We start from the raw sequence: 11145 nt of genomic DNA on the forward strand, positions 1-11145 counted from the left end.
CCGGGCCGCCGGCAACCGCCCTCCGGCACACCCTGGCCGAATATGCCGGGTGACCCACCGGTTCACGGCCGCCCGGCGCGCGGTCCCCGCGCGGCCCGGGCCGGGCGGGGACCGGCCGGGACCGCGGGTCAGCCCATAATGTCAGTCGGACGATTACACTCGGCCGCGTGCCTCAGCTACGTATCGCCCTGAACCAGATCGACGCGACCGTCGGTGACCTGTCCGCGAACTCCGAGGCCGTGCTGCGCTGGACCCGGCACGGCGTGGAACGCGGCGCGCACCTGGTGGCGTTCCCCGAGATGATGCTGACCGGCTACCCGGTGGAGGACCTGGCGCTGCGCTCGTCGTTCGTGTCCGCGAGCCGCGCGGCGCTCGGCGAGCTGGCCGCGCGGCTGGCCGGGGAGGGGCTCGGCGAGGTGCCTGTGGTCCTCGGCTACCTGGACCGCTCGACCGAGGAGACCCGGGTCAACGCCGGTCTTCCGCCCGGCTCGCCGAGCAACGCGGGCGCCGTGCTGCACCGCGGCGAGGTGGTGCTGACGTTCGCCAAGCACCACCTGCCCAACTACGGGGTGTTCGACGAGTTCCGCTACTTCGTGCCCGGCGCGACGCTGCCTGTGGTCCGCGTCCACGGCGTCGACGTGGCGCTCGCGATCTGCGAGGACCTGTGGCAGGACGGCGGCCGGGTGCCGGCCGCGCGGTCGGCGGGCGCCGGGCTGCTGCTGGCCATCAACGCCTCGCCCTACGAGGTGCACAAGGACGACACGCGGCTCGAACTGGTGCGCAGGCGGGCCAGGGAGGCCGGGTGCGCGCTGGCCTACCTGGCGATGGTCGGCGGGCAGGACGAACTGGTCTTCGACGGCGACTCGATCGTCGTGGACCACGAGGGCGCGGTGCTCGCGCGCGGGCCGCAGTTCACGGCCGAGAGCCTGCTGCTCGACCTCCAGCTGCCGGCCGCCGCGCCGGCGCCCCCGTCCGGGCGGGTCGACGACGGGCTGCGCGTGGACCACGTGACGCTGTCGGCCGACCCGCTGCCGCCCTACGCGCCGCAGTACCCGGGCGGCGAGGCCGAACGCATCGACGACGCCGAGGAGATGTACCGGGCGCTGGTCACCGGGGTGCGCGCCTACACGAGGAAGAACGGCTTCCGCTCGGTGCTGCTCGGCGTGTCGGGCGGCATCGACTCGGCGCTGTGCGCCGTCATCGCGTGCGACGCGCTGGGCCCCGAGAACGTGTACGGGATCTCGATGCCCTCCCGGTACTCCTCGGAGCACTCCAGGAGCGACGCGGCGGAACTCGCGCGCCGCACGGGACTGAACCTGCGCACGGTGCCGGTCGGCCCGATGTTCGACGCCTACATGTCCGCCGTGGAGCTGACGGGCCTCGCGGAGGAGAACCTCCAGTCGCGGCTGCGCGGCACCCTGCTCATGGCGGTGTCCAACCAGGAGGGCCACATCGTGCTCGCCCCCGGCAACAAGAGCGAGCTCGCCGTCGGCTACTCGACCCTCTACGGCGACTCGGTCGGGGCCTACGCGCCGATCAAGGACGTCTACAAGTCGGGCGTCTACCGGCTGGCGCGCTGGCGCAACGAGGTCGCGGCCCGGCGCGGCGAGACGCCGCCGATCCCGGAGAACTCCATCGCCAAGCCGCCGAGCGCGGAGCTGCGCCCCGGGCAGGTGGACACGGACTCGCTGCCCGACTACGACCAGCTCGACGCCGTGCTCGAACTCTACGTGGACCGCGACCGCGGCCGTGCGGAGATCGTCGCGGCCGGGTTCCCCGACGAGCTGGTCGGCCGCGTGCTGCGGATGGTGGACGCCGCCGAGTACAAGCGGCGCCAGTACCCGCCGGGCACGAAGATCAGCCCGAAGGGGTTCGGCAAGGACCGCAGGCTGCCCATCACCAACGGCTGGCGCGAGTGACCCGCGGGGCGCGCCCGGCCGCTACAGGCCGGGCGCGCCCCACACCGGGAACCAGCGGGCGAGGTCGCGTTCCAGCCGCAGGTCGTCCGCGAGCAGCGCGCGGGTCTGGAGTTCGAGCGCGTTGTCGCGGCGCTCGGCCCGGCCCGGCAGGGGCGCGAACGGGTAGAACGTGCCGCGCTTGTACAGGTAGACCAGGGCCACGGAACGCTGCTCGCCGCGCTCGTCGGGCGCGGTGCGGAAGCCGGTCAGCGAGCACAGCAGCTGCGGGCCGAAGCCCGCGTCCTGGAGCAGGGTGTTCACGGCGTGCAGGTCGTTGACGAGGCCGCCGAGGTCGTCCGGCGCGTGCTCGGCGAGCAGCCAGGTGTAGCCGTAGGCGTCCTGGCTGAACTCCACGGGGATGCCGCCGGTCGCGGTGTCGGCGTCGAGCAGGTCGCGCACCTCCCGCCTGACCCGGTCGAACGCGCCGCCCTCGACGCTCGCGAAGCACACCGAGCCGCGCCCGGTCGGGGTCAGGCCCGCCCCGGCTTGGAGGGTGACGGCGGCCGACGGCACGGCGAACAGCTGGTCGAGGTCGGGCCGTGCGGGCTTGCGGCGGCCGAGGATGATGTCGAGGAGACCCATGGCCGTCACCCGCCGAGCTGGGAGGACAGCTTCGCCAGCCGGTCGAGGCGCTGCTCCAGCGTCGGGTGCGAGGAGAACAGGCGCCCGAGGCTGGCCCCCGGCGACAGGGCGGGGGCGAAGAAGAAGGCGTTGAACGGCTCGGCCTGCCGCAGGTCGCGGGTGGGGATGCGCGACATCTGCCCGGAGACCTTGGTCAGGGCCGAGGCCAGCGCCGCGGGGCGGCCGGTGAGCAGTGCGCCGGTGCGGTCGGCGGACAGCTCGCGGTAGCGGGACAGCAGCCGGGTCAGCAGGAAGCTGATCACGTAGACGACGGCGCTGATCAGCGGGATCAGCAGCAGGAGCACGTTCTGGTTGTTGTCGCGCCCGGTGCGGCCGAAGAGTCCGGTCCACAGGGCCATGCGGGTGATCAGCCCGGCGAGCACGCCGAGGAACGCGGCCACCGTCATGACGGCCACGTCGCGGTGCGCGACGTGCGACAGCTCGTGGGCCAGCACGCCTTCGAGCTCCTCGGGCTCCAGGCGGCGCAGCAGCCCCGTGGTGACGCAGACCAGGGACTTGTGCTGGCTGCGGCCGGTGGCGAACGCGTTGGGCACGTCGCTGTCCGCGATGGCGACGCGCGGCTTGGGCATGTCGGCCAGGGCGCACAGCCGGTCCACCGCGCCGTGCAGCTCCGGCGCCTGCTCAGGGGTGACCTCGCGGGCGCCCATGCTGAACGCGGCGATCCGGTCGCTGAACCAGAACTGGGCCACGAACAAGCCGCCGACCAGCACGATGACCAGCGGCCACGCCTTGCCGAGCGCGGCGATCAGCACGCCGACGAAGACGACGTAGAGCAGGCCGATGAGGAACATGGTGAGCACCATGCGGCGCGTGAGCCCGTGGTCGGGCGCGTATCGGGTGCGTGCCATGCCTGCCGTCCTCACCGGTCCCTTCGGTCCCGTGTTGTCCCTTTGTCTCCTTCTCTCTCAAAAGTAGAGCAGGACCGGGCAAAAGGGAGAACGGGAGCGGAACGGCCCGCTCAGAGGCCGACGCGGGCCGCGACGGGCAGGTGGTCGCTTCCGGTCGCGGGCAGTGTCCAGGACGACACGGGTTCGAGATCGCGCACGAGGATCTGGTCGATGCGGGCCATCGGGAACCCGGCGGGCCAGCTGAAGCCGAAGCCCGCCCCCGCGGCGCCCTGCGTGGAGCGCAGCTGGGAGGTGAGCGGGGCGAGGGCGCCGTCGTTCATCGTGCCGTTGAGGTCCCCGAGGAGCACGGTGCGGGCCACCGGCTCCTCCGCGATGGCGTGGCCGAGCAGGTCGGCCGCGTCGTCGCGCTGCCCCGCGGTGAACCCGGCGCGGAACTGCACGCGGACCGAGGGCAGGTGCGCGACGTAGGCGGCGACCTCGCCCTCCGGGCTTTCGACGGTGGCGCGCATGGCCCTGGTCCAGCCCATGCCGATGTCCACGGGCTCGGCGTCCTTGAGCGGGTACCGGCTCCACAGCCCGACCGTGCCGAGCACGCTGTGGTGGGGATAGGTCTCGGCCAGCCCCTCCTCGTACGTGGACTGCTCGTCCTGCGGCAGCTCCTGGAGGGCGATGAGGTCGGCGCCGCTCGCCGCGAGGTCGCGGGCCGTGGCGGCCGGGTCGCCGTTGTCGGCGTCCACGTTGTGGCTGACGACCATGAGGCCGTCGGCACCGCCGGTCTTGTCGACGACGAGCCCGCCGAAGAGGTTGAGCCACACCAGCGAGGGCACCAGCACGGCGATCACCGCGGTCGCCGAGCGGCGCAGCACCGCGCAGGCCGCCAGGACGGGGATCGCGAGGCCGAACCACGGCAGGAAGGTCTGGGTGAGGCTGCCGAGGTTCCCGATCTGGTTGGGGATGCGGGAGTGCAGGAGCAGCAGCAGCGCCAGGACGAGCGCGAACCCGGCGACGATCCAGCCGCGGCGCCACCTGCCGATCCGGTCCCGCCAGCGCGGCTTGGCACGGTCCTCGCCCGCTCCCGGCCCGGCGCCCTCGTCGTCGCCCCCGTCCGAACGGGTTGCCGTCGTGTCCAAACGTGCCATCCGTTGCCCTCGCTGACCGTCGCGATCCGCCCCGGCAACCATAGGCCCCGAGGGCCAGACCCGACCCGGCAGGCCGGGGCTGCGAATCGCGTGAGGCGTTCATGTGATCTCAGGACGGTCACGGCGGGGTGCGGGGTTCCGTTATATCAGCACCCCTTTCCGGGCGTGCCGCGTCGGTGCCACCATGGGAGGTGATCCGGGGACGCCGTGAAGGCGCTTCGAGACGACGAACAGGAGCAGCGCGATGACCAGCGCGATGACGACGGACAAGCCTGCCAGGCCCGGTCTGTACGGCGGCAGCGCCAGCCGCAGGATCACGGTCCGGGACATAGCGGCGGCCAAGCGGCGCGGCGAGAAGTGGCCGATGCTGACCGCCTACGACGCGATGACCGCCTCGGTGTTCGACGAGGCCGGTATTCCGGTGATGCTCGTGGGCGACTCGGCGGGGAACGCCCACCTCGGGTACGAGAGCACCGTGCCCGTCACCCTCGACCACATGACCATGCTGGCCGCCGCCGTGGTGCGCGGCACGCGCCGGGCCCTGATCGTCGGCGACCTGCCGTTCGGCTCCTACCAGGAGAGCGCCGTGCAGGCGCTGCGCAGCGCGACGCACCTGGTCAAGGAGGCCGGCGTGGGCGCGGTGAAGCTGGAGGGCGGCGAGCGTTCCGCCGACCAGATCCGGCTGCTCGTCGAGTCCGGGATTCCGGTCATGGCGCACGTGGGGCTGACCCCCCAGTCCGTCCACGCCTACGGCGGGCACCCGGTGCAGGGCCGCGGCGAGGAGGCCGCGCAGCAGCTGCTGCGGGACGCCAAGGCGGTGCAGGACGCGGGCGCCTTCGCGGTCGTGCTCGAACTCGTGACCGCGGAACTGGCGGCCGAGGTGACGCGGAGCCTGCACATCCCGACCGTGGGCATCGGCTCGGGCGCCGAGTGCGACGCGCAGGTGCTGGTGTGGACCGACATGGCCGGGATGACCGACTGGCCCGGCGGTCGCACGCCCCGGTTCGTGAAGCAGTACGGGCGGCTGCGCGAGGCGCTGGGCGACGCCGCGCGGGCGTTCGCCGAGGACGTCGTGGGCGGCGCCTACCCGGCCGAGGAGCACAGCTTCCACTGACACCGGACGGAAAAGGCCCGGCGGCCCGGCCGGCCGCTTCAGGCGGTCGGCCGGGTCCTGGACTTCTTGAAGTAGTACCAGGCCAGGTTCGAGGACAGGCCGGCCATCAGGACCCAGACGATGCCGAGCCAGTTGCCCCGGCTGAACGAGACCACCGCCGCGACGACGGTGAGCACGCAGACGACGAGCGCGTACAGGGCGAGCCGGCTCGGGCGGGCGGCCGGGGCGACGGGGGGCATCTGGGGACTCCGGTGGCTTTCGTTGAGCTGCTTGGCTGTGCGGCGGTGGTCTTTCGGCGGTCCGGCGGCGGTCCGCGCGGACCGCCGCCGGGCGCGCCGTCAGACGTCGGTGAGGCGGACGCCCGCGTGCGCCTTGTAACGGCGGTTCACGGAGATGAGGTTGGCGACCAGCGCCTCGACCTGGTGCGCGTTGCGCAGCCGCCCGGCGAACACCCCGCGCATGCCGGGGATGCGGCCGGCCAGCGCCTGGACGACGGCGCAGTCGGCCCGGTCCTCGCCGAGCACCATCACGTCCGTGTCGATGCGCTCGACCGCCGGGTCCTGGAGCAGCACGGCGGACAGGTGGTGGAACGCCGCGGTGACCCGGGAGCGCGGCAGCAGCGCGGCGGCCTGCTCGGCGGCGCTGCCCTCCTCGGGAACGATGGCGTAGGCGCCCTTCTTGTCGAACCCGAGGGGGTTGACGCAGTCGACGACGAGCTTGCCCGCGAGGTCGTCGGCCAGCGCGGTCAGGGTGGCCGCGTGCCCCTCCCAGGGCACCGCGACGATCACCACGTCGCTCGCGCGCGCGCAGCCCGCGTTGTCCGCGCCCTCGACGCCCTCCCCCAGCTCGGCCGCCGCGGCCTCGGCCCGGTCGGCGGAACGCGAGCCGATGACGACCCGGTGGCCCGCCCTGGCCAGGCGGTAGGCGAGCCCGCGCCCCTGGTCCCCGGTGCCGCCGAGCACGCCGACGACGAGGCCCGAGACGTCGGGCAGCTCCCAGGGGTCCTTCGCGGCGGGCTTGGCGCCGCCGGATTCTGCGGTAGTCATGCCCAAATCCTGCCACCCCGGCGGCACGCGCCGGGCGGCCGGGCCGCCGGCGCGCGGCGGGGCGGCGTCCCGGTGCCTCAGAGCGCCACCGCGTACAGCACGAAGTGCTCCTCGTGGTACACGTCGTTGATGGCGAAGTACACGGTGCGGTCGGCGATCACGGGAGGCGTCCTGATCTCGGACTCGGCGAGGATGTCGAAGGACCACAGCGCGCGGCCGGTGCGGGCGTCCACGGCGCGGAGCACGTTCTCGGTGACGAAGCACACCGTGCCGTCGCTGACGGCCGGGTCGAAGACCACGTCGCCGCCGAGAGGGGATGCCCAGCGCTGCTCTCCGCTCGCGGCGTCCAAGGCGTACAGGTTCTCCCTGAAGTCGTGGGCGTAGACGGTCCCGTCCGCGAGGACGGGCCCCGAGGGCTGGTACTCCGAGGCGCGGAAGGACCAGCGCCGCTCCCCGCCCGCGGTGTCGACGGCGTACACGATGCCGTTGCTGCTGGAGAAGTAGGCGGTGCCGTCCGCGACCGCGGCCGGTGGGAACACCCGGTGGCCGCTCTCGGACGGATGCGTCCACCGGCCGCTCCCGGTCGCGGCGTCGACCGCGTGCAGGGCACCGTCCCCGTCCCCCACGTAGACCGCGCCGTCGGCCACCGTCGGAGCACTCGGGGCGGACAAGCCGCCTTCCCACGGGTAGGTGTAGAGCCAGCGCCGCTCGCCGCTCGCGGCGTCGAGGGCGTACAGCCTGCCCTCTCCACTACAGACGTAGACCGTGTCGCCGACGACCGTCGGGGTCGAGGCCGGAGTGTCGTTGCCCTCGTAGGTCCAGCGCAGGCGCCCGTCCTCGGCGTCGAGCGCGTACAGCCTGTCGCTCCGCGCGGTCACCCAGACGGTGCCGTCGGCCACCGCCGGGCGGACCAGCGTGGCGTCGAGGGGGAACGTCCAGCGCGTCCCGCCGTCGGCGGCGTCCAGGGCGTGCAGGCCGGCGACCCGGCCCTCCACTCCCTCGGCGGTGCTCACGTAGACGACGCCGTCGGCGACGGTGACGGCGTCGAGCGCGACGAGGTCGGTGAGGGACCAGCGCTCGGTGCCGCTTTCGGCGTCGGGGCCGGGAGCGCCGCCGCCCGGCCCCGGGCCCGAGGAGTCGCCCGGTGCCTCGTCGCCGTCCCCGCCGAGGAGGCGCCAGCCGGCGAGGGCGATGCCCCCGGCGCCCACGGCGCCCGCCGCGGCCACCAGCACCTGGCGCCGCGTCCTGCTCCTGGGGGGCGCGGTCGCCGGCGCGGGGGGCGTGCGGGGCGCCGGGGGCGGGGACACCGGCGCGCCGATGACGGTCGGCGGGTGGGCGGGAGCGCTCGTGCCCGGCGCCGCGCCGGTCGTGGTGGGGGCGTCGGGCAGGCCGCCCTCCCCGGCGCCGCGGTCCCCGCCGGCGCGCTCCTCCCTGAGTGCCAGGGCCACGGGCCCCGGCAGCCAGCCGTACGCGGAACGGGGCCCCGGCGCCTGACCCGCCTCGTCCTCGAACGCCCGGGACAGCTCCTGGAGCAGCGCGGCCAGCTCCGGCCGTTCCTCCGGCGTCTTGGCCAGGCACCCGGCCACCACCGCGCCGAGCACCGGGGGCAGCCGGCTCAGGTCGGGCTCCTCGTGGACGGTGCGGTAGTGCAGGGTGTGCGGCGCCCCGGACCCGAAGGGGCCCGAGCCGGTGGCGGCGAAGGCCAGCACCGCCCCCAGCGCGAAGACGTCGCTCGCCGGGCCCGGCCTGCCGTTCGTCGTCAGCTGCTCGGGCGCCATGAACCCGGGGGTGCCGACGACCGTCCCCGTCCGCGTGAGGGCGCCGAGTTCGTCCGTGACCGAGATCCCGAAGTCGATGACGCGCGGCCCGTCCGGCGCCAGCAGCACGTTCGACGGCTTGAGGTCGCGGTGCACCACCCCGGCGCCGTGGATCGCCTCAAGTGCCTCGACCAGGCCGGCCCCGAGGGCCAGCACGGCCGGCTCCGGCCACGGCCCGAGCCCGGCGACCGCCTGCCCGAGCGACATGCCGGGTACGTACTCGGTGGCCAGCCAGGCGGGAGAGCCCTCCGGGTCGGCGTCGACCACCGAGGCCGTGAAGACGCCGGTGACCCGGCGGGCCGCCGCCACCTCCCGGGCGAACCGCTGCCTGAACCCGGGATCCTCGGCGAGCTCGGCGCGCACCACCTTGACCGCGACGTCCCGGCCGCCGGGCGAACGCCCCAGGTAGACCCGGCCCATGCCGCCCGCGCCGAGCCGCGCGACCATGCGGTAGCGCCCCACCTGACGCGGGTCGTCCGCCTCAAGACCTGCGACCATCGTGCCGCCCCTCCGCTCAATACCCCGCCACGGCCGGAACAGGCGCGAGGCCGTTGCACGATACCCAGCGACGGGCGGGGAGCGAGAGGGCCGGGGCGGCGATCCCCCGGTCAGACGGCCGCGGGACCGCCGTTCCCGTCCTCGTCGTCGTCCTCGGCGTCGTCGTCGCGCCAGCGCGGGTCCTTGCGCCACGCCTCGTTGCGCTCGCGCGCGGTGTCCATCGCGTGCTCGGCCTCGGCGCGGGTGGGGTACGGGCCGAAGCGGTCCTGGGCCGGGCAGTCGGGTCCCTCCTCGACCGCGCGGTGCCTGAGGCAGTAGTACCACTCGCCGGACCGGCCGGCCGTCGTGCGTCGGAACAGAGCAGCCATGCCCTCATCCTGCCCACCCGTAAACTCATTCGCATGTCTGGCCAGTCGCTTCTCGTCCCCGGCCGCATCTCGCCGGCCCGCGCCGTCCCCTCCGCCATCCCCCGGCCCGAGTACGTCGGCCGCGAGGCGCCCTCGCCCTACCAGGGCCCGGACGTGCAGGACCCGGAGACCATCGAACGGATGCGGACCGCCGGGCGCATCGCGGCGCGCGCCCTGGCGGAGGCGGCGGCGCACATCGAGCCGGGGGTGACGACCGACCGGCTCGACGAGGTGGCGCACGCCTACCTGTGCGACCACGGCGCCTACCCGTCCACGCTCGGCTACCGGAAGTTCCCCAAATCGCTGTGCACCTCGGTGAACGAGGTGATCTGCCACGGCATCCCCGACTCCACCGTGCTGCGCGCCGGCGACATCGTGAACCTGGACGTGACCGCGTTCGTCGGCGGCGTGCACGGCGACACCAACGCCACCTACCTGGTGGGCGGCGAGGACGCCGTCGACGAGGAGTCGCGCCTGCTCGTCGAGCGCACGCGCGAGGCGCTGGCCCGCGCGGTGAAGGCGGTGCGCCCCGGCCGCCGCGTGAACGTGATCGGGCGCGTCATCGAGTCGTACGCCAAGCGCTTCGGCTACGGCGTGGTGCGCGACTTCACGGGGCACGGCATCAACAGCTCGTTCCACTCGGGCCTGATCATCCCGCACTACGACGACCCGAACGCGACGACGGTCCTCCAGCCGGGCATGACGTTCACCATCGAACCGATGCTCACCCTCGGCACCCACGAGTGGGACATGTGGGCGGACAACTGGACGGTCGTCACCAAGGACCGCAAGCGCACGGCGCAGTTCGAGCACACGCTCGTCGTGACCGACGGCGGGGCGGAGATCCTGACGCTGCCGTGAACGCGCGCCGGGCCCGCTCCAAGGCCCGGACGGCGAGGCGCGGGTTACCGACACGGTGTCGGCAAACGCTTGACTTAGGTAAGCCTAAGTAGCGAGGATGGCCGGGCGCGGCGCCCCGCCGCGCGCTGCCCCGGTTCGGCCTGGAGGCCCGCTGTGACCGTGCTCGAAGCCACCCCGTTCTCGACCCTGATCCGTGACGCGTCGCACCAGCAGCACACGGAGGCCGAGAACTCGGCGTTCATGGGCGACCTGCTCGGCGGGCGCCTCGGCGTGGCCGCCTTCCGCGCGTACACAGAACAGCTGTGGTTCGTGTACCGGGCCCTTGAGGGGGCCGCCGACCGGCTGGCCGGCGACCCGGTGGCCGGCCCGTTCATCCGGCCCGAGCTGTTCCGCACCGCCGCGCTCGAACGCGACCTCGACCACCTGCACGAGGGCGCCGACTGGCGCGCGGCGCTGCGCCCGCTGCCCGCGACCGAGGCGTACGCGGCGCGCGTGATGGAGGTGGCCCGCGACTGGCCCGGCGGCTACGTCGCGCACCACTACACGCGCTACCTCGGCGACCTCTCCGGCGGCCAGGTCATCCGCGGCACCGCGGAGGCGCGGTGGGGTTTCGAGCGCAAGGGCGACGGCGTGCGGTTCTACGTGTTCGACGCCATCGACAACCCGGCGGCGTTCAAGCGGGAGTACCGCGCCCTGCTCGACGCGCTCCCCCTCGACGGCCCCGAGCGGCTGCGCGTGGTGGACGAGTGCAAGCGGGCGTTCGCGCTGAACACGGCCGTCTTCCAGGACCTGGGCGACGCCCTGACCCCCTGAAC

At 74.0% G+C, this 11145-nt stretch carries 11 protein-coding genes; 4 read left to right on the top strand and 7 right to left on the bottom strand.

What is annotated here, in order from left to right; translation table 11 throughout:
• Positions 1 to 167: 167 nt before the first annotated feature.
• Positions 168 to 1919 (top strand): NAD+ synthase, encoded by a 1752-nt coding sequence (locus LC193_RS05815; RefSeq protein WP_226072183.1) that lies wholly within the window; start codon positions 168 to 170, stop codon positions 1917 to 1919.
• A gap of 21 nt (positions 1920 to 1940) precedes the next feature.
• Here the strand turns inward: LC193_RS05815 and pspAB are convergent, their stop codons facing one another.
• The 3 genes from pspAB to LC193_RS05830 form a co-directional block, all read right to left on the bottom strand.
• Positions 1941 to 2540, bottom strand: a complete 600-nt coding sequence (gene pspAB, locus LC193_RS05820; RefSeq protein ID WP_226072185.1) for a PspA-associated protein PspAB — start codon at positions 2538 to 2540, stop codon at positions 1941 to 1943.
• Between the two features lie 5 nt (positions 2541 to 2545).
• Positions 2546 to 3448: a zinc metalloprotease HtpX gene (gene htpX, locus LC193_RS05825; protein ID WP_226072186.1), complete on the bottom strand. Its 903-nt coding sequence runs from the start codon at positions 3446 to 3448 to the stop codon at positions 2546 to 2548.
• A gap of 110 nt (positions 3449 to 3558) precedes the next feature.
• Positions 3559 to 4587, bottom strand: a complete 1029-nt coding sequence (locus LC193_RS05830) for an endonuclease/exonuclease/phosphatase family protein (protein ID WP_226072187.1) — start codon at positions 4585 to 4587, stop codon at positions 3559 to 3561.
• A 244-nt stretch (positions 4588 to 4831) separates the two neighbouring features.
• Here LC193_RS05830 and panB point away from each other — a divergent pair, with 244 nt between their 5' ends.
• Complete coding sequence (gene panB, locus LC193_RS05835) at positions 4832 to 5701, top strand: 3-methyl-2-oxobutanoate hydroxymethyltransferase (RefSeq protein ID WP_226072189.1); 870 nt, start codon at positions 4832 to 4834, stop codon at positions 5699 to 5701.
• 38 nt (positions 5702 to 5739) lie between these two features.
• Here panB and LC193_RS05840 read toward each other — a convergent pair whose 3' ends face one another.
• The 4 genes from LC193_RS05840 to LC193_RS05855 all read right to left on the bottom strand — a co-directional run bounded on the left by LC193_RS05840 (position 5740) and on the right by LC193_RS05855 (position 9430).
• Positions 5740 to 5940 (bottom strand): hypothetical protein, encoded by a 201-nt coding sequence (locus LC193_RS05840; protein WP_226072193.1) that lies wholly within the window; start codon positions 5938 to 5940, stop codon positions 5740 to 5742.
• 99 nt (positions 5941 to 6039) lie between these two features.
• Positions 6040 to 6747: an NADPH-dependent F420 reductase gene (npdG, locus tag LC193_RS05845; protein WP_226072195.1), complete on the bottom strand. Its 708-nt coding sequence runs from the start codon at positions 6745 to 6747 to the stop codon at positions 6040 to 6042.
• 77 nt (positions 6748 to 6824) lie between these two features.
• Positions 6825 to 9062: an outer membrane protein assembly factor BamB family protein gene (locus tag LC193_RS05850; protein ID WP_226072198.1), complete on the bottom strand. Its 2238-nt coding sequence runs from the start codon at positions 9060 to 9062 to the stop codon at positions 6825 to 6827.
• Positions 9063 to 9172: 110 nt separating this feature from the next.
• Positions 9173 to 9430, bottom strand: a complete 258-nt coding sequence (locus LC193_RS05855) for a hypothetical protein (protein ID WP_226072200.1) — start codon at positions 9428 to 9430, stop codon at positions 9173 to 9175.
• Positions 9431 to 9463: 33 nt separating this feature from the next.
• On the opposite strand from LC193_RS05855, the gene map reads away from it, so the two are divergent.
• Positions 9464 to 10330: a type I methionyl aminopeptidase gene (gene map / locus LC193_RS05860; protein WP_226072202.1), complete on the top strand. Its 867-nt coding sequence runs from the start codon at positions 9464 to 9466 to the stop codon at positions 10328 to 10330.
• Positions 10331 to 10483: 153 nt separating this feature from the next.
• Positions 10484 to 11143: a biliverdin-producing heme oxygenase gene (locus LC193_RS05865; protein WP_226072204.1), complete on the top strand. Its 660-nt coding sequence runs from the start codon at positions 10484 to 10486 to the stop codon at positions 11141 to 11143.
• Positions 11144 to 11145: the final 2 nt, after the last annotated feature.

Source organism: Streptomyces marincola, from assembly GCF_020410765.1.
GTDB lineage: Bacteria > Actinomycetota > Actinomycetes > Streptomycetales > Streptomycetaceae > Streptomyces > Streptomyces marincola.

Excerpts from the sequence above, each read along its gene's own strand:
- pspAB (WP_226072185.1), bottom strand. The coding sequence starts at position 2,540 with ATGGGTCTCCTCGACATCATCCTCGGCCGCCGCAAGCCCGCACGGCCC.
- htpX (WP_226072186.1), bottom strand. The coding sequence starts at position 3,448 with ATGGCACGCACCCGATACGCGCCCGACCACGGGCTCACGCGCCGCATG.
- LC193_RS05830 (WP_226072187.1), bottom strand. The coding sequence starts at position 4,587 with ATGGCACGTTTGGACACGACGGCAACCCGTTCGGACGGGGGCGACGAC.
- panB (WP_226072189.1), top strand. The coding sequence starts at position 4,832 with ATGACCAGCGCGATGACGACGGACAAGCCTGCCAGGCCCGGTCTGTAC.
- LC193_RS05840 (WP_226072193.1), bottom strand. The coding sequence starts at position 5,940 with ATGCCCCCCGTCGCCCCGGCCGCCCGCCCGAGCCGGCTCGCCCTGTAC.
- npdG (WP_226072195.1), bottom strand. The coding sequence starts at position 6,747 with ATGACTACCGCAGAATCCGGCGGCGCCAAGCCCGCCGCGAAGGACCCC.
- LC193_RS05850 (WP_226072198.1), bottom strand. The coding sequence starts at position 9,062 with ATGGTCGCAGGTCTTGAGGCGGACGACCCGCGTCAGGTGGGGCGCTAC.
- LC193_RS05855 (WP_226072200.1), bottom strand. The coding sequence starts at position 9,430 with ATGGCTGCTCTGTTCCGACGCACGACGGCCGGCCGGTCCGGCGAGTGG.
- map (WP_226072202.1), top strand. The coding sequence starts at position 9,464 with ATGTCTGGCCAGTCGCTTCTCGTCCCCGGCCGCATCTCGCCGGCCCGC.